The organism is Micromonospora sp. FIMYZ51 (assembly GCF_038246755.1).
GTDB lineage: Bacteria > Actinomycetota > Actinomycetes > Mycobacteriales > Micromonosporaceae > Micromonospora.
In genome coordinates this window covers 6424767-6441879 of record NZ_CP134706.1, presented here as the reverse complement: position 1 = coordinate 6441879, position 17113 = coordinate 6424767, and the positions used below count along the sequence as shown (strand labels likewise).

Genomic DNA, 17113 nt, shown 5'->3' with positions numbered 1-17113 from the left:
GGCCCCTTATTAACGCCTGCGGTAGAGGAAGGGCCCCTTCTTAACACCAGTGCCCGGAGCAGGCGTTCTAGGATCGCCGGCATGACAACAGGGACGTTGATCACGGTTGCCCCCACCGGCGCGGAGTCGGCCAAGACGGAAGTGCCGGCGCTGCCGGTGACCCTTGACGAGCTGCTGCTCACCGCGAAGGAGTGCGCGGCGCTGGGCGCCGCCGTGATCCACGTACACATTCGCGACGACGAGGCGCGGCCCACCCTCGACCAGGGCCGGCTGCGGGAGACCGTGGCGGCGCTGCGCGAGAGCACCGACCTGATCGTGCAACTCTCCACCGGCGGCGCGGTCACCGACCCCGAGGCCGACCGGCTCGCGGTGCTGGACGCCGGGCCGGACATGGCCTCCTGCACCATGGGTACGGTCAACTTCGGCGACGACGTCTTCCTGAACCGGTGGGAGTTCATCGTCGACCTGCACACCCGGATGCAGGAGCGGGGCATCGTGCCGGAGTACGAGATCTTCGACCTCGGCCACCTGACCGCGTTGCAGCGCCTGCTCGGCAAGTACGGCCTGCCGCACGGCGGGCACGTGCACGTCGACTTCGTGATGGGCGTACCCGGTGGCATGCCGGGCAACACGGCGACCCTGGTCGCGGCCCAGCAGATGCTCCGCGACCTGCCGGAGGGCACCACCTTCTCGGCGACCGGCATCGGGCGTACCACGATCCCGGTGCTGCTGGCCGCGCTCTCCGCCGGTGGACACCTGCGGGTTGGCATGGAGGACACGGTGACGTACGCCAAGGGCCGCCCGGTGGAATCCAACATGCAACTGGTCGCCCGGGCCGTCGGCTTCGCCCAGCTCGCCCAGCGCCCGCCGCTGAACCCCACCGAGGCCCGGCAGCTGCTCGGCCTGTAAGTCCTGCCCGGCCAGCACCCCGTTACCTCCGGACGTGGGGTGCCTGCTCATCCCGGTGTCTGCCCCGCCGCTCGCGCCGGTACCGTCCACCTTGTGGGAAAGACGTACGAGGGCGGCGTGCCGCTCGCCGAGGTGATCCGATCCGGTTTCGTGGAGGGCGTACATCGCGGCTCGGTGGTGGTGCTCGACGCCACCGGCGGGGTGCTGGCCGCCGCAGGTGACGTGCAGGCGCCGATCTTCCCGCGGTCGTCAAACAAACCGATGCAGGCGGTCGGCATGCTGCGCGCCGGACTGCCGTTGACCGACCCCGCCGACCTGGCCCTGGTGGCGGCCAGCCACGCGGGGGAGGAGTTTCACCTGGCTCGGGTCGCCGGCCTGCTCGCGCACGCCGGGTTCGATCAGACGGCTTTGCACTGCCCGCCGGACCTGCCGGTCGGTGAGCAGGCGCGGGCGGCGGTGCTCCGGGCCGGCGGTGGGCCCACCCGGATCCAGATGAACTGTTCCGGCAAGCATGCCGGGATGCTGTTGACCTGCCGGGCCGCCGGCTGGCCGGTGGACGGGTACTGGCGTCCGGAGCACCCCCTCCAGCAGCGACTGCGGGCGGCGGTCGAGGAGTTCACCGGCGAGGATGCGGCGGCGGTCGGCGTCGACGGGTGCGGGGCACCCGTGCTTGCCGGGTCGCTGACCGGGCTGGCCAGGGCCTACCTGCGGCTGGTCGAGGCCGAGCCCGGCACGGTGCCGGGGATGGTGGCCGGTGGGATGCGGGCGTACCCGGAGATCGTCGGGGGGACCGAGGCCGACGACACCCGGCTGATGCGCGGCGTACCGGGACTGCTGGCCAAGGTCGGCGCGGAGGGAGTGATCGCCGCCGCGCTGCCGGGCGTGGGTGCCGTCGCCCTGAAGATCGATGACGGTGCCGCCCGCCCCCGGATGCCCGTGCTGGTCTCCGCGCTGCACCGGCTCGGCGTCGACGCGCCGGTGCTGGCGGAGTTCGCGGAGACCCCCCTCTTCGGCGGCGGCCTCCCCGTGGGCGCCACCCGCCCCCTCTGGTAACCCCGATATCGGGTCGAGGTCGACGCGACCGCAGTCGCCAGCGCACTCTGCACCCCCTGGTGAAAGGCGGCGAGGGCGGTCGGGAACGTCAGGGGAGGAAGGCGAGCAGGGCCGAGTTGATCGGGGCGGGGCGCTCCAGGGGGAGCAGGTGGGCGGCGTCGGGGACGTCGGGCAGGCGGTGCGCCTGGGGGGCTGTGGCGGCGATGTGGTCGGCCAGCTGCCGGATGTCGGGCACGTCCAGCGCGCCTGCGGTGACAAGCACCGGCATGGTCAGCTCCCCGAGGCGGCCGACGGCGGGCGGGTCCAGTTCGGCGACATCCACCGCGCTGAGCGCCAACTCGGCGGCGAGCGCACGTTCGTCCATCTCGGTGGCGAAGGCGAGCAGCTCCGGGTCGACCTGCTCCGGAACCCGCTCCGGACCGACCACCCAGAACCGCACCTCGCCCGCTGCGGTGGCGACGAAATCCTCCGGGTCGACGTCGCCCACCAGGGTTTCCCACAGATCGTTGGTCTGGTCCGACCAGTCGTGCCCGGAGACCGCGGTGCCGAGCAGGGCGAGCGCGCTCACCCGGTCCGGGTGGGCCAGGGCGGTGTCGAGCGCCACCGCCCCGCCGAACGAGCAGCCGACCAGGGCGGCGCGGGCCAGGCCGAGCCCGTCGAGCAGGCCGACCACGTCGTCGTGGTGGGAGAACGCCGTCGGCGGCAACTCGGACTCGCCGTAGCCGCGCAGGTCCAGGGCGATCACCCGGTGCCGGGTGGCCAGCACGTCGATCTGCTCCCGCCACATCCGCCGGTCGGCGATGCCGGCGTGCAGCAGTACCACGGGGGATCCGGAGCCGGCCTCGTCGTACGCCAGCGCTGCGCCATTTACTTCGATCTTGGTCACCGCAGGACCGTACGGCCGGGTGCGAGTGGCGCGCAACCGACAATGAGACGCTGCTAACTCCGGCAAGCGTTCTGCTTGCAGCTGCTAGCGGGCCGAGCTAGCGTTGAGTCATGGCCACTCCCAAGGACCTTCCCGACGTCGGCGGGTTCATTCGTGACCTGCGGCGGAACGCCAAAATTTCGCTGCGGCAGCTCGCCGAGCAGGCTGGCGTCAGCAACCCCTATCTGAGCCAGATCGAGCGGGGGCTGCGTCGGCCCAGCGCGGAGGTCCTCCAGCAGCTCGCCAGCGCGCTGCGGGTCTCCACCCCGGCGATGTACCTGCGGGCCGGGTTGCTTGACGACAAGGAGGGCCAGGGCGTGCTTGCGGCCATCGCGGTCGACCCGGATCTGACCATGGCCCAGAAGCAGTCCCTCACCCAGATCTACGAGACGTTCCGCCGGGAGAATGCCCGGCTCGCCGAGGCGACCGCCGCCGCCGGCCCCGAGGGCACCACTGGTCCCGAGGGTGGCCGTACCACTTCCGGCACTGACGTTGCTTCCGGCACTGCCGGTGCTTCCGGTGCGGACGCCGCGACCGGCGCGAGTGGCCCGACCAGTCCCGACCCCACCGCACCCGACCTGGCCAACCTGGCCGCGACCGGGCCCACCACGGCGGAGGGTACCCCGACCGAGGCGGTTCTCGAGTCGGTCGCCGTGACCGAGGCGGGCCCGGCCCCAGCGCCGCCCCGCACCCCTGCCAAGAAGACCGCCCGCAAGGTGGTCCGCAAGGCCGCCGCGACGGCCCATGAGGAGAAGTGATGACCCAGCCGAAGACCAACCGCATCCCCGCTCCGCTCTACGCCGCCGCCGGTGCCGGCGAGCTGGCTTTCGAGCAGCTGCGCAAGTTGCCCTCCGTGGTCAGTGAACTGCGCGACCGGGTCGTCGCCGACGGTGGCCGGGTCGTCAACGACCTCGGTGGCAAGGCCGTGGTCACCGGCTTCGAGCTGCGCCAGAAGGCCAACGACACGCTGCGCAACGCCAACCTGACCACCGAGTCGCTGCGGCAGCGGGCCGCCGCCCCGGCCGCCGACCTGGCCAAACTGCGCGAGGCAGCCGACCTCAACCGGTTGCGCGAGGCAGCCGACCTCAACCGGTTGCGCGAGGCGGCGGACCTGGCCAAGCTCCGTGAGGTGGCCGACGTCAACCGGTTGCGCGAGGTCGCCGACCTGGACCGGTTGCGGGACCTGGCCACCCGCAACGCGGCGGTGGTCGTCGCCGGTGCGCACGCCGCCCAGGAGCGGGCGCTGGCCGCGTACGGCGCGCTTGTCGCACGGGGTGAGCGGGTGGTCGGCACGGGCGTGCTTGAGGCTGCCGAAACGGTGAACGCCGACATCGAGGCGACGGAGGCCACGACGGAAGAGGTCGCCAAGCCGGCCGACACCGCGAAGCTGGCCGACACCGCGAAGCCGGCCGACACCGCGAAGCCGGCGGTGACCGCGAAGCCGGCCGCCAAGCGGGCCGTGACCGCCAAGCGGGCTGAGGTGCCGACCCCGGCCGAGGTGGCCGAGGTCGTCGAGGCCAAGCCGGCGGCCAGGGCGGCCAAGAAGGCCACCCGGGCCAAGGCGACTTCGGGGCAGCCGGCCGCCAAGCGGACCGCCACTCCGTCGGCGAAGCTGCCCCGCGCCACCAAGCGGAGCCGTCCGGCCGCCGAGTGACGATCGGGCGAAGCGGCCTGGCCGCCGAATGACGTGGCCAGCCGATCCTGCCTAGCTGCCGGCGACCCCGGGGACCGTCCTGTCGGACGAATCCGGGGTCGTCGGCATAAGCTTGCCGTCATGGCCAACGCCGCGCCGATCTTCGTTTTCGACATCCGCTACGTGATCGACCTGATCCTCTTCGTCTTCGCGCTCGTCGTGCAGGGGATCGCTCTCGTGCATGCCATCACGCAGCGCTCCGACGCCTTCCCCGCCATCGGCACCCTGCCGAAGGCCGGGTGGATCGCGATCCTTGCGGTCACCCTCCTGCTCACTCTGCTCACCCAGACGACGCTCAGCATCTTCGGGCTGATCGGCATCGCCGCGGCGCTCATCTATCTGCTCGATGTCCGGGTCGGGCTACGCGAACTGGGTGACGGCCGAGGGTCCTGGTGAGGGCCTTCCGCTGGCCCCCGCCACCGGACGGCGGCCCGCGGACCTGGGGTCCCGGTCCGGGCGGCCCCCGCAACGGCCGGCCCGCGCTACCCGAGCCGGAGACCGAGCTGGTCGCCACGCCGCACGGCGTACGGCTGGAGCGGCTGATCACCGGCACCGGTGACCCGGTCACCGTCTTCGCCCACGGGCTGGGCAACGGCATCGCCACCACCCGTCCGTTCGGCAGCGGAGTCAATGGCCGGAAGGTCTTCTTCCAGTTCCGAGGTCATGGCCGGTCCGAGGCGCCCGAGGGGCTGTGGAGCTATCTCGACCTCGCCCGGGACCTGCGCGCGGTCGCCGATCTCAGCGGCGCGACCCGGGCCTTCGGGGCCAGTCTCGGCGCGGGCGCGCTGGGTCGCCTGCTCGTGGAGAGCCCGGAGCGTTTCGAGCGGCTCGTCTTCTTCCTGCCCGCCGCTCTCGACCAACCCCGGGGTCCGATCGCCCGGACGCGGCTGACCGAACTGCTGTCGGCCGTGCAGAGCGGCGATGCCTCGGCGGTGGCCGAGGTGGTCGCGGCCGAACTACCACCGGCCGTCCGCAACACCCCGGCCGGCTGGGCGTACCTGCGGCAGCGACTCGATCATCTGCTCCGGGACGGGCTCGCGGCCGGGCTGGCGGACCTGCCGGGACAGGCACCGCTCGCCGCCGCCGGGGCGCTTGCCGCGGTCACCGCGCCGGCCCTGGTCATCGCGTGCGAGGGGGACGAACTGCATCCGGTGGAGGTCGCCGAGCAGCTTGCCGCCGTGCTGCCCGGGGCGACCCTGCATCGGTACGCCCGCCCCGGTGTGCTCTGGACGGAACGCGCCGACCTGCGGGCGCGGATCTCCGACTTTCTGAACGGATAGTCGCGCCGCCGGGTCAGCCTGCTGGACCGGGAGCAGCCGATCCGGCAAACGCCCGCCGCGCATGCGCGACCAGTTCCCGCACTACGGGTCCGGGAGTTCCCTTCCCCGGCTACCGCTGACCGTCGGCGGCTACCGCTGACCGTCGGCGGAGGAATAGCGCGCGGCGGACCGGAACGCCGCCTCGGCCAGCCGCGTACGCAGCTCGGGCGGGTCGAGCACCTCCACCTCCGGGCCCAACGCCAGCAGTTGGGTGTACGCCACGTCGACGGATTCGACGGGCAGCCGGGTGGTCACCCAGCCCTGCCCGTCGGGTTCGCCGGCGGCGGCGACCGCCTCCGCGTACCCGAATGGGATTTCGGTCTGGTGCTTCAGCCGGCGCAGGCCGGTGGGGCTCAACCGGAGTCGCACCTCGGCCCGGAGCATGCTCCGCAGGAACGCCTCGGCCTGCTCGCGCCAGTACCCGGCCAGGTCGAAGTCCGGTGCCCGGTCGAAGGTCTCCGCGTGCTGCTCGACGGTGGTGACCCGGTCCACCCGGTAGGTCCGCAGGTCGTCGCCGACCCGGCCGACGAGGTACCAGATGCCGCTCTTGAGCACCAGGCCGTAGGGGCAGACCCGTCGGGACACCTCCCGGTCGCCGCGTCGGTAGCCAAGCGTCACCACCCGGTCTCCCCAGACCGCGCCGGCCAGCTCGGCCAGCCAGGCCGGCGGCGCGCTGCGGTGGTACCAGCCCGGCACGTCCAGATGGAACCGCTGGCCGGTGCGGACGGGAGCGTCCCGCAGGTTCGGCGGCAACGCCGCGAGGACCTTGAGTTCCGCCGCCGCGACCGCGTCGGCCAGCCCCATGTCGCCGGCCGGACCGGGCAACCCGGCCAGGAAGAGGGCCTCCGCCTCGTCCCGGGTCATCCCGGTCAACCGGGTCCGGTAGCCGCCGAGCAGCCGGTAGCCGCCGGCCCGACCCCGATCGGCGTAGACCGGCACCCCGGCGGCGGAGAGCGCCAGCACGTCCCGGTAGACCGTCCGCTCGGAGACCTCCAACTCGCGGGCCAACTCCGCCGCCGTCATCACCTCCCGCGCCTGCAACAACAACAGCAACGAGATCAACCGGGAAGCACGCACCCGCCCATTGTGTAAGGAAGGGCCCCCTGTTAACGCCTCGTGTATAGGAAGGGCCCCTTATTAACAAAGCCGCCAGCTACCTGCCGCCGGGCGTCAGCAGCCCCCGGTCGTATGCGGCTGCCACCGCCGCCGCCCGGTCGTTGACCCCGAGCTTGGCGTACACGTGCAGCAGATGGGTCTTGACGGTGGCCTCGCTGATGAAGAGCCGGGCGGCGGCCTCCCGATTCGACGAGCCGCGCGCCACCAGGGTGAGCACCTCCAACTCGCGCTGGCTCAGCGGCTCCTCGACCGGCTCGCGGGGGGCCCGCAGCCGTCCCATCAGCCGGCCGGCGACGCTTGGCGAGAGCACCGACTCGCCCCGGGCGGCGGAGCGTACCGCCCGGACCAGTTCGTCGCGGGGCGCGTCCTTGAGCAGGTAGCCGGTGGCACCCGCCTCGATCGCCGGCAGCACGTCCGCGTCCGTGTCGTACGTGGTCAGCACCAGCACCTTGGCCGGACTGCCCGACGCGACCAGCCGGCCGATCGCGGTCACCCCGTCCATCCCCGGCATGCGCAGGTCCATCAGCACCACGTCGGGCCGGGTGTTCGCGGCCATCGTCAGCGCCTCGGCACCGTCCGCCGCCTCGCCGACCACCTCGAACCCGGGGTCGCCGGTGAACATGCCGCGCAGCCCGTCCCGCACCACCGGATGGTCGTCGACGATCAGCAGCCGTACCGGCCCGGTCAACCGGCACCTCCGGGCAGCGCCGGTACGGAAGCCGAGATCGCCGTGCCGGCACCGGGCTCGGACTCGACCTCCAGTCGACCGCCGACCCGGGTCACCCGCTGCCGCATGGCGGTCAGCCCGTACCCGCCGTCCGGCTGCGGCGGCACCGACCCGGCGGCGGCGTCGAAGCCGGACCCGTCGTCGCGGACGTCAAGCGTGACCACGTCCGGCATGTACGACAGGGTCAGCCCGACCCGGGACGCCGTCGCGTGCCGGGCCACGTTGGTCAGCGCCTCCTGGGCGGCCCGGAGCAGGGTCACCTCGATCTCCGGGTGCAGTGGCCGGGGCGTACCGGTGGTGCTGATCTTGGCCGGTACCCCGTGCAGGGACGACCATCGACCGCCCAGCTCGGTGAGCGCGTCGGGCAGTCGGGCGGTCTCCAGCGGTTCCGGGCGGATGGCGCGTACCGAACGACGGGCCTCGGTGAGGCTCTCCCGGGCCAGGGCCAGCGCGTTGTCCACGTGCCGGCGCCAGTCGGCGGAGCGGTCCCGGGTCTGCTCGGCCGCCTCCAGTTGGGTGATGATGCCGGTGAGCCCCTGCGCCAGGGTGTCGTGGATTTCCCGGGCCATCCGCTGCCGCTCGTCCAGCACACCCGCCTCCCGGGCCTGGTTGATGAGTTGGGCGTGCAGCCCCTCGTTCTCCCGTGCCGTCTCGGTCAGCTGCCGGTTGGCGGCGGCGAGTTCCGCCACCAGCTGCTTGCGCTTGGTGTCCTCCCGCTCGGCGACGATGTTGAACCAGACGACTGCGCCGGCGATGAGCACGTTGAACAGCACCAGAACCAGCCAGAGGTGCACGTTCGACAGGGCGGCGGACAGGCCGCCGCCCTGTGCGGTGGCGAGCAGCACGGCGGTGATGGCCACTCCGGAGATCCGCCACCGCCAGGACAGCACCGGGAAGGCGTGCACGTAGCCGATCCAGGCGAAGTAGCCGTACCACGGGCTGGCGATCACCAGCACCGCGCCCAACGTGAGTAATCCCGCGTAATAGACCGCCATCCGGGCGCGGTGGGTGTGCCACCCCGGATGCAGGGTGATGAACCAGGCGACCCAACAGCCGGCTGCCGCGACGACGGCCAGGGTGAGTGGCAGCGGCAGGCCGCGGGGTGCCGGTGTGACGACGGCCAGCAGCGTGCCCACGGCGAGTCCGCCGTAGGGCAGCAACCGGTAGAGGGCCGCCTCCCGCGCCTTCCAGGTGGCCAGCCGGTGGTCGCATGCGCCGCTGCTGGTCATCGGCTCCCCGCTCACTGCCAGCGGAACAGTTTCGCCGCGGCGGCACCGGCGGCCACCGCGACCACTGCCATTATCACCAGGTGCAGCGGGTCCGGAGCGGTGCCGGTCCAGGCGTCAAGCAGCGCCTGTACGCCGGGCGGCGTGTACGCGCCGATCTCGGCCAGAAAGTCGGGCAGCAGGAACCTCGGCAGGTACACCCCGCCGAAGAACATGATCACCATGAACACCGGGATGGCCAGCGACTGGGCGGCCTTTGCGGTCGGCGCGACCGCTGCCACCAGCAGTCCCAGCGCGAGCAGCGCCACCGTACCGAGAATCAGGGCGGCCACGAACCCGAGCGGATGCTGCGGCAGCGGGGTGCCGAACGCCAACCGGGCCACCACAGCCAGCAGCACCGCGCTGGCCAGGATGCCGGCCAGCGCCAGCACGAGTTGAGCGGCCAACAGTGCCAACGGGCTGGCCGGGGTGGTGGCCAGCCGGCGCAGGATGCCGCGTTCCCGGTACGTCGCCAACACGGTGGGCAGCACGTTGACCCCGACCATCGCCAACGTGACGACAAGCAGCGACGGGGTGAAGTAGGTGACGAAGGACTGTCCGCCGAGATCCGGGTTGGGTTCGCGGAGCGTGGGAATCAACCCGAGCACCACCAGGATCAGGGTGGGCAGCGCGACGGTGAGCACCATGGTCTGGGTGTCCCGCAGGTAGAGCTTGGCCTCAGTTTTGAGGACCTGGCCGAAGGCATGCATCGTTTCCCTTTTCAGTCGGTGAGCCGGTGACCGGTCAGCTCGACGAACGCGTCGTCGAGCGTGCCCTGCTCCAAGCGCAGGTCGGCGGCGATGATCTGGTTGCGGGCGAGCACCGAGGTGACCGCGTGCAGCACGTCGCCGGTGCCGGTCACCACGACCTGGCTGCCACTGCGGGTCACGGCGGTGACCTGCGGCAGTTCGGTCAGCAGCCGGTCGTCAAGTGGGGCGGACGGCCGGAACCGGATCCGCTGCTCCGGTGCCACGGCCGAGACCAGTCCGGCCGGGCTGTCCAGGGCCACCACCCGTCCCTTGTCGATCACGGCGAGGCGGTCGCAGAGTCGCTCGGCCTCCTCCATGAAGTGGGTGACCAGCAGGATCGTCACCCCACGCTCGCGGATCCGCTCGATCAGATCCCAGGTGTCCCGGCGGGCCTGCGGATCCAGCCCGGTGGTCAACTCGTCCAAGATGGCGATCTTCGGGTTGCCGACCAGCGCCAGCGCGATCGACAACCGCTGCTTCTGACCGCCGGAGAGTTTGTCGTACGGGGTGTGCCGCTTCGCGCCGAGCCCCAACTCCTCGATCAGCTCGCCGGGGTCGGCCGGGTCGCGGTAGAACGAGGCGTAGAGATCGAGGGCCTCGGCGACCCGTAACCGGTCGGGCAGTTGGCTCTCCTGGAGCTGCACCCCGACCTGTTGACGCAGCCGGGTGGCGTCCCGGCGAGGGTCGAGTCCGAGGACCGACACCTCGCCCCCGTCTGGGACGCGCAGCCCGGCGACACACTCCACAGTGGTGGTCTTGCCGGCCCCGTTGGGCCCGAGGACGCCGAAGATCTCGCCAGCCGCGACGTCGAACGACACGTCGTCCACGGCCACGGTCTCGCCGTACCGCTTGTGCAGGTTGGTCACCTCGATGACCGGCATGGCCGCCACCTTTCGCCGTTGTGTCCCGCGTACCACTCAAGGGTGGTGAGCAGCGGTCGGCGGCGAATCGACCGGCTGTAGGTGATCATGGTTGGCTGCGGTTGACCCCACCGATCCGTCAACCGGTTGATGCGGCGGTCAGGCCTTAGGCTTCTCGGCGTGAACCCATCCGCCATCCCCGGCACCGCCGTGGGCACCGCTCGCCGATTCGCCGGCGGCGCCGCGCTGCTGCTGCGCGGCATCGGACTGTACGTACGCAATCCCGGCCTGATGCTGCTGGGCGTGGTGCCGGCACTGATCTCCGGCACGCTCTTCGTTGCCGCGTACGTCACCCTGGTGTTCTTCGTCGGTGACCTGGCCGCCGCGGTGACCCCGTTCGCCGACGACTGGGCGGCGGGGGCCCGGAGCGCGGCCCGGGTGATCGCCGCGCTGGCCCTGCTCGGCCTCGGTGGCCTGCTCGCGGTGCTCAGCTTCACCGCCGTCACCCTGGTCATCGGCGATCCGTTCTACGAGAAGATCTCCGAACGGGTGGAGGAGCGGTACGGCGGCGCGGCCGACTCGGTCGAGGTGCCGTTCTGGCCGTCGCTGCGGCGCAGCATCGTCGACTCGCTGCGCCTGATGGGCCTGGCGGCGCTTGTCGGCATCCCCCTCTTCGCCGCCGGCTTCATCCCGCTGCTCGGGCAGACCGTGGTGCCGGTGATCGGCGCAGCGGTGGGCGGGTGGCTGCTCGCCGTGGAGTTGGTGGGCTCGCCCTTCTACCGGCGGGGCAAGCGGCTGCCGGACCGCCGCGCGGCACTGAAGGCCGATCGCCCGACCGCGCTCGGCTTCGGGATGGCGGTCTTCGTCTGCTTCCTGATCCCGCTCGGGGCCGTACTGCTCATGCCGGCCGCGGTGGCCGGCGCCACCCTGCTGGCCCGCCGCTCGCTCGGCCAACCGATCACGGAGCAGTGACATGGAGATCATCCTGGTCGACGGAGACATCACGGCCGAACGGGTGGACGTGGTGGTCAACGCCGCGAACTCGTCGCTGCTCGGCGGCGGGGGCGTGGACGGCGCGATCCACCGGCGGGGCGGACCGGCGATCCTCGCGGAGTGTCAGGCGTTGCGCGCCTCCCGGTACGGCCGGGGCCTGCCGACCGGCCAGGCGGTGGCGACCACCGCCGGAAACCTGCCCGCCCGCTGGGTGGTGCACACCGTCGGACCGGTCTGGTCCGCCACCGAGGACCGTTCGGCGCTGCTGCGCGACTGCTACGCCAACAGCCTCGCGGTCGCCGACGAACTCGGCGCGACAAGCATCGCCTTCCCGCTGATCTCCGCCGGAATCTACGGCTGGCCGGTGGCGGACGCGGTCCGCCAGGCCCTGTCGGTGCTGCGCGCGGCGACCCCGGCGCAGCTGACCGAGGCCCGGCTGGTGCTGTTCGGCGCCGACACCCACGCCACCGCCGAGCGGGTGTACGCGACCGGCTGACCCGACGCGGTCGGTCGATCAGGTGGCCGGTACGGCGGCGACCGCCTCGACCTCGACGAGTTGGTCGGTGTACCCGAGCACGGCCACGCCGAGCAGGGTGCTGGGCGGGTCGTGGTCGCCGAACGCGTCCCGGACCACCTCCCAGGCTGTGACCAGGTCCTGCTGCCGTGACGAGGCCACGTAGACGGTGGTCTTGACCACGTCGACGAGCCGCGCACCGGCGGCGGCGAGGGCGGTCTCCAGGTTGGCCATCACCTGCCGGGCCTGGGCGGCGTGATCGCCCGGGGCGACGGTCCGTCCGTCGGGGTCCAGCGGGCAGGCACCGGCGGTGAAGATCAGGCGGGCAGGTGGATCGACGGTGGCCAGGTAGGCGTACTCGGCGACGTCGGAGAGCGCGGGAACGTGCGGCAGTCGTACCGGATGGGGCATGGGCGGCAGGTTAGCTGCCCTGGCGCACCCGCGGCGACTTGTTAATAAGGGGCCCTTGCTCTACCCGAGGCGTTAACAAGGGGCCCTTCCTTACCTCCTTACCTCCTTACCTCCGCGAATCCGCGTGAGCCGCGCCGGAGGCGCGGCTCACGCGGATTCGCGGATGACCAGTTCGGTGGGGAGGATGAGGGCGGGCTCGACCTGCTCGCCAGCGGCGAGGCGGAGCAGGAGCCGGGTGCCCTGCCGGCCGAGTTCCACTATCGGCTGCCGGACGGTGGTCAGCGGTGGATCCGTGTACGCGGCGGTCTCGATGTCGTCGAAACCGACCACCGCCACGTCGTCCGGGATCCGCCGTCCCGTCTCGCGCAGCGTACGCATGGCGGCGTGCGCCATCAGGTCCGAGGCGGCGAAGACGGCGTCCAGGTCGGGGTGGGCGGTGAGCAGCTCGCGCATCGCCGCCGCCCCGGACTCCCGGGTGAAGTCGCCGACCGCCACCATCTCCGGTAGCCCGGCGGCGACCACCGTGTCCCGGTAACCGGCCAGCCGTTCGATCCCGGCGACCATGTCCTGCGGGCCGGCGATGGTGGCGATCCGTCGCCGGCCGGTGTCGATCAGGTACCGGACCGCCCGGGTGACCCCGCCGACCTGGTCGACGTCGATGTACGGCACGTTCGCGCCGTCGAGTGGGCGGCCACTGCACACCACCGGGATGCCCAGCGCGGCCAGCTTGGCGGGCAGCGGGTCGGCACCGTGCAGCGAGGCGAAGAGCACCCCGTCGACGTGCCGGCCGGTGGTGTACCGCTCGACCCGTTCGTGCCCGGCCGGCGAACCGGCAAGCATCAGTACCAACTGCTTGTCGGCGGCCTCCAACTCCTGCGCGGCGCCCCGGATGATTCCCGGGAAGACCTGGTCGTCGGAGAAGACCCGGGTGGCCTCCTCGGGCATGACCAGGGCGATCGAGTCGGTCCGCTGGGTGACCAGGGTGCGCGCGGCCAGGTTCGGCACGTACCCCAACTCGGCCACCGCCTGGCGGACCGCCTCCTGGATCGGCTCGGCGACCGTGGTCGAGCCGTTGACCACCCGGGAGACGGTGGCCCGGGACACCCCGGCCCGTCGTGCCACCGCTTCCAGAGTGGGCCGCTGCGCCCCCGTCATAGGAGTAACCACCACCTCGTCACAGCCCGTTCCGGGAGATCACCTCCTGGTACCACCGGGCGCTGGACTTCGGTGTACGCCGCTGGGTGAGGTAGTCGACGTGCACGATGCCGAATCGCTTTCGGTACCCCTCGGCCCACTCGAAGTTGTCAAGCAATGACCATACGAGATAGCCGCGCAGGTCGACGCCCCGGGCGATGGCCTGGTGCGCCGCGCGCAGGTGACCGTCGAGGTAGGCGATCCGGTCGGCGTCCTGCAACGGGCTGCTCGGGTCGGCGGTCTTGTCCGGGAAGGCGGCGCCGTTCTCGGTGATCAGCAGCGGCACCGCCGGATAGTCGGTGGCGATCCGCTCCAGCAGCCGGGTCAGCCCGGCCGGCTCGATCATCCAGCCCATGTCGGTGAGCGGACCGACCGGCGGCAGGAACTCCACCGCCCCCTCGGTGCCCGGGTACGCGCCACCGCCCGCACCGTCCGGCCGTCCGGCCACATAGGTCGGCGCGTAGTAGTTGATGCCCAGCAGGTCGATCGGCGCCGCAATGATCTTCTCGTCGCCGTCCTGCACGAAGACCGGGTCGACGAGCCGGGCGACGTGTTCGAGGACGTCGTCGGGGTAGCCGCCGACCAGCAGCGGATCGAGGAAGATCCGGTTGTGCAGGCCGTCGACCAGGCGTACGGCGGCGGCGTCGGCCGCACTGTGCGGGTCGGCGGGGCACACGTCGGCCGGGTTGAGCGTGATGCCGACCCGGCCGGCACCGCCGGCACGCAGCGCCTGGGTGGCCAGGCCGTGCCCGAGCAGCAGATGGTGTACGGCGGCGAAGGCGGCACCCGGATCCTGTACCCCGGGCGCGTGCACCCCGTTGCCGTAGCCGAGGTACGCCGAGCACCACGGCTCGTTGAGCGTCGTCCAGGTGCCGATCCGGTCGCCGAGTCGGGCGTACACCGCCGCGGCGTAGGTGGCGAAGTGCTCGGCGGTGTCCCGAGCGGTCCAGCCGCCCCGGTCCTGGAGCGTCTGCGGCAGGTCCCAGTGGTAGAGCGTGACGATCGGATCGATGCCCCGGCCCAGCAGCGCGTCGGTCAGCCGGTCGTAGAAGTCCAGGCCGCGCGGGTTGACCGGGCCGCTACCGTCCGGCTGGATCCGGGGCCAGGACACCGAGAAGCGGTACGCCTGCAACCCCAGTTCCGCCATCATCGCCACGTCGTCGGCGTACCGGTGGTAGTGGTCGCAGGCGACGTCACCGGTGTGCCCGGCGTGGACCTTGCCGGGCGTCCGGCTGAAGGTGTCCCAGATCGATTCGCCGCGCCCGTCGTCGCGGGCCGCGCCTTCGATCTGGTACGCCGCAGTGGCCGCACCCCAGAGGAAGTTTTCGGGAAATCGGAGCTCAGTCACGCCTTGACCGCACCTTCCATGATGCCGCCGATGATCTGGCGGCCGAACACGACGAACACCAGCAGCAGTGGCAGCGTGGCGATGGCCGTACCGGTGAACACCTGGGACATGTCTTGGTAGTAACCATCGGACAGGGCCCGCAAGGACAGTTGCACGGTGGGGTTCTCCGGATCGTTGAGTACCGCGTACGGCCAGAGGAAATCGTTCCACGTGGTCATGAAGGTGAGTAGGCCCAGCACGGCAGCGGCGGGACGTAGCGCGGGAACCACCACGTTCCAGTAGATCCGGGCGGTGCCGCAGCCGTCCACCCGGGCCGCCTCGATCAGTTCGGTGCTGACCGCCTGGCCGGCGTACTGCCGCATCATGAACACCCCGAATCCGGTGACCAGCGCGGGCAGGATCACCGCCGGCAGCCGGTCGTTCAGGTTGAACTTCGTCATCAGCATGTACAACGGGATGACGCCGAGTTGGGTGGGCACCATCATGGTCGCGATGATGACCATCAGCAGCGCGTTGCTGCCCCGGAACCGCAGCTTGGCGAAGGCGAAGCCGGCCAGGCTGGAGAAGAGGACCACCGAGATGGTGACAGTGGTCGCCACGATCGCCGAGTTGATCAGCCCGGTCAGGAAGTACGCGTCGGTGTTGGCGAACAGCCGGGCGATGTTGGCGCCCAGGTTGCCACCCGGGGTCACCGGCGGCGGCAGCTGTCCCATCGCGTCGCTGGATCGGCTGGCCACCACGAACATCCAGTAGATCGGGAAGATCGACAGGACGGTGGCGGCGATCAGCGCGAAGTAGGTGAGCGGGCTGGCCCGCCACAACCGGCTCATCGCGCCACCGCGCTTCGCTCGGCGCCGCGACGAGGCACCACCGCGCTTCGCTCGGCGCCGCGACGAGGCACCACCGCGCTTCGCTCGGCGCCGCGACGAGGCACCACCGCGCTGAGCCGAATGACTCGCTCGCTCCGCTCGCTCATCGGGAGTCTCCCTTCCGCCCGCCGAGCTGCGGCCGGGCACCGGCACCGAGCCGGCGGATGATCAGTACGTTGATCGCCGCGACGATGGCGATCAGGGCGAAGAGCAGCCAGGCCACCGCCGAGCCGTAGCCGAAGTTGTAGTAGGGCGCGAAGGCGTTCTCGAACATGTACATGGTGAGGGTCTGCGACTCGCGCATCGGGCCGCCGCGGATCGCGTTGGTGCCGGAGTGGAACAGCCGGGGCTCGGTGAACAGCTGGAGCCCGCCGATTGTGGAGATGATGACGCAGAAGATGATTGTCGGCTTGAGCAGTGGCACGGTGATGGACCAGAACTGCCGCGCCCGGTTCGCGCCGTCGATCGCCGCCGCCTCGTACATGTCGCGGGGGATGGCCTGCATGGCGGCCAGGAAGATCAGCGCGTTGTAGCCGGTCCACCGCCAGTCCACCATTGCGGAGATGGCGACCCAGGAGGCGAAGCGGTTGGATTTCCACTCGATCCCGTCGACGCCGACCAGATCGAGCAGCCAGTTGACCATGCCGAACTCGCGACCGAACAGCACTCCGAAGACGATCGCCACGGCCGCCGTGGAGGTGACGTTCGGGATCAGCACCGCCATCCGCCAGCCGGTCCGGAAGCGTAGGTGCCGGTTGAGCAGGTTGGCCAGCCAGAGCGCCAGGAGCAGCTGCGGCACCGTACTGATCAGGAAGATGCCGAGGGTGTTGACCACCGAATGCCAGAAGTCGCTGTCGGCGAGCAGCTGGGTGTAGTTGTCGGCGCCGATGAAGGTGGGGTCGGTGCCGAGCAGGTCCCAGTCGTGCAGCGAGACCCAGAAGGTGTACGCCAGCGGCCAGGCCCCGAAGATCGCAAAAACCAGGAAGAACGGGGCGATGTAGAGGTAGGGCGAGTACTTCGCGTCGATCCGGCTCAGCCAGCCGGAGCGGTCCGGGCGGCTGGTACGCGGTGCCGGCGCGGCCGGCGGGCGCGCGTTGAGCTGCAACGCCATGACCCGTTGACTCCTTTCCCGCCTCCGCCCCGCGCCGATCCGTCCGGCCGGTCGCCG

At 71.4% G+C, this 17113-nt stretch carries 18 protein-coding genes and 1 pseudogene; 8 read left to right on the top strand and 11 right to left on the bottom strand.

Translation table 11 applies throughout. The features are described from left to right. Positions 1–81: 81 nt before the first annotated feature. Both QQG74_RS28975 and QQG74_RS28970 read left to right on the top strand, forming a co-directional pair. Positions 82–909: a 3-keto-5-aminohexanoate cleavage protein gene (locus QQG74_RS28975; RefSeq protein WP_341717818.1), complete on the top strand. Its 828-nt coding sequence runs from the start codon at positions 82–84 to the stop codon at positions 907–909. 93 nt (positions 910–1002) lie between these two features. Further along, positions 1003–1962, top strand: coding sequence for an asparaginase (locus QQG74_RS28970; RefSeq protein ID WP_341717817.1), 960 nt, complete (start codon positions 1003–1005; stop codon positions 1960–1962). An 88-nt stretch (positions 1963–2050) separates the two neighbouring features. On the opposite strand, the gene QQG74_RS28965 is transcribed toward QQG74_RS28970, so the two are convergent. Then, entirely contained in the window at positions 2051–2848 is a 798-nt protein-coding gene (locus QQG74_RS28965; RefSeq protein WP_341717816.1) for an alpha/beta hydrolase, read from the bottom strand. A gap of 110 nt (positions 2849–2958) precedes the next feature. Here QQG74_RS28965 and QQG74_RS28960 point away from each other — a divergent pair. From QQG74_RS28960 to QQG74_RS28945, 4 genes and pseudogenes are all read left to right on the top strand, one after another. Then, positions 2959–3516, top strand: a pseudogene (locus QQG74_RS28960) (helix-turn-helix transcriptional regulator); the annotation flags it as partial. Between the two features lie 125 nt (positions 3517–3641). Beyond that, positions 3642–4541: a hypothetical protein gene (locus QQG74_RS28955; RefSeq protein WP_341717815.1), complete on the top strand. Its 900-nt coding sequence runs from the start codon at positions 3642–3644 to the stop codon at positions 4539–4541. Positions 4542–4661: 120 nt separating this feature from the next. Next, on the top strand, positions 4662–4976 hold the full coding sequence (locus tag QQG74_RS28950; RefSeq protein WP_341717814.1) for a DUF2516 family protein: 315 nt from the start codon (positions 4662–4664) through the stop codon (positions 4974–4976). Continuing rightward, positions 4973–5860 carry an alpha/beta hydrolase gene (locus QQG74_RS28945; RefSeq protein WP_341717813.1) on the top strand — a complete coding sequence of 296 codons (888 nt, stop codon included), beginning with the start codon at positions 4973–4975 and terminating at the stop codon, positions 5858–5860. Before QQG74_RS28950 ends, QQG74_RS28945 begins: the two co-directional genes overlap by 4 nt. Positions 5861–5989: 129 nt before the next feature. Here QQG74_RS28945 and QQG74_RS28940 read toward each other — a convergent pair whose 3' ends face one another. The 5 genes from QQG74_RS28940 to QQG74_RS28920 all read right to left on the bottom strand — a co-directional run bounded on the left by QQG74_RS28940 (position 5990) and on the right by QQG74_RS28920 (position 10637). Further along, the gene (locus QQG74_RS28940) at positions 5990–6976 is read right to left on the bottom strand and encodes a YafY family protein (RefSeq protein ID WP_341717812.1); all 987 of its coding nucleotides are present in this window, start codon (positions 6974–6976) and stop codon (positions 5990–5992) included. A gap of 76 nt (positions 6977–7052) precedes the next feature. Next, on the bottom strand, positions 7053–7703 hold the full coding sequence (locus tag QQG74_RS28935; protein ID WP_341717811.1) for a response regulator transcription factor: 651 nt from the start codon (positions 7701–7703) through the stop codon (positions 7053–7055). Further along, entirely contained in the window at positions 7700–8971 is a 1272-nt protein-coding gene (locus tag QQG74_RS28930) for a sensor histidine kinase (RefSeq protein WP_341717810.1), read from the bottom strand. Before QQG74_RS28930 ends, QQG74_RS28935 begins: the two co-directional genes overlap by 4 nt. 11 nt (positions 8972–8982) lie before the next feature. Next, positions 8983–9717, bottom strand: coding sequence for an ABC transporter permease (locus tag QQG74_RS28925; protein ID WP_341717809.1), 735 nt, complete (start codon positions 9715–9717; stop codon positions 8983–8985). Between the two features lie 11 nt (positions 9718–9728). Further along, positions 9729–10637: an ABC transporter ATP-binding protein gene (locus QQG74_RS28920; protein WP_341717808.1), complete on the bottom strand. Its 909-nt coding sequence runs from the start codon at positions 10635–10637 to the stop codon at positions 9729–9731. A gap of 174 nt (positions 10638–10811) precedes the next feature. Here QQG74_RS28920 and QQG74_RS28915 point away from each other — a divergent pair, with 174 nt between their 5' ends. Together QQG74_RS28915 and QQG74_RS28910 are read left to right on the top strand one after the other, a co-directional pair. Then, positions 10812–11588, top strand: a complete 777-nt coding sequence (locus tag QQG74_RS28915; RefSeq protein WP_341721426.1) for an EI24 domain-containing protein — start codon at positions 10812–10814, stop codon at positions 11586–11588. A 1-nt stretch (position 11589) separates the two neighbouring features. Beyond that, the gene (locus QQG74_RS28910; protein ID WP_341717807.1) at positions 11590–12105 is read left to right on the top strand and encodes an O-acetyl-ADP-ribose deacetylase; all 516 of its coding nucleotides are present in this window, start codon (positions 11590–11592) and stop codon (positions 12103–12105) included. Positions 12106–12123: 18 nt separating this feature from the next. Here the strand turns inward: QQG74_RS28910 and QQG74_RS28905 are convergent, their stop codons facing one another. From QQG74_RS28905 to QQG74_RS28885, 5 genes are all read right to left on the bottom strand, one after another. Beyond that, positions 12124–12534 carry a RidA family protein gene (locus QQG74_RS28905; RefSeq protein WP_341717806.1) on the bottom strand — a complete coding sequence of 137 codons (411 nt, stop codon included), beginning with the start codon at positions 12532–12534 and terminating at the stop codon, positions 12124–12126. Between the two features lie 147 nt (positions 12535–12681). Continuing rightward, a complete protein-coding gene (locus QQG74_RS28900; protein WP_341717805.1) occupies positions 12682–13689 on the bottom strand; it encodes a LacI family DNA-binding transcriptional regulator in 1008 nt (335 codons plus the stop codon). Between the two features lie 19 nt (positions 13690–13708). Beyond that, positions 13709–15076, bottom strand: coding sequence for a GH1 family beta-glucosidase (locus tag QQG74_RS28895; RefSeq protein WP_341717804.1), 1368 nt, complete (start codon positions 15074–15076; stop codon positions 13709–13711). Beyond that, a complete protein-coding gene (locus tag QQG74_RS28890; RefSeq protein ID WP_341717803.1) occupies positions 15073–15906 on the bottom strand; it encodes a carbohydrate ABC transporter permease in 834 nt (277 codons plus the stop codon). The genes QQG74_RS28895 and QQG74_RS28890 overlap by 4 nt, the downstream gene beginning before the upstream one ends. Positions 15907–16048: 142 nt before the next feature. Further along, the gene (locus QQG74_RS28885) at positions 16049–17056 is read right to left on the bottom strand and encodes a sugar ABC transporter permease (RefSeq protein ID WP_341717802.1); all 1008 of its coding nucleotides are present in this window, start codon (positions 17054–17056) and stop codon (positions 16049–16051) included. Positions 17057–17113 lie beyond the last annotated feature (57 nt).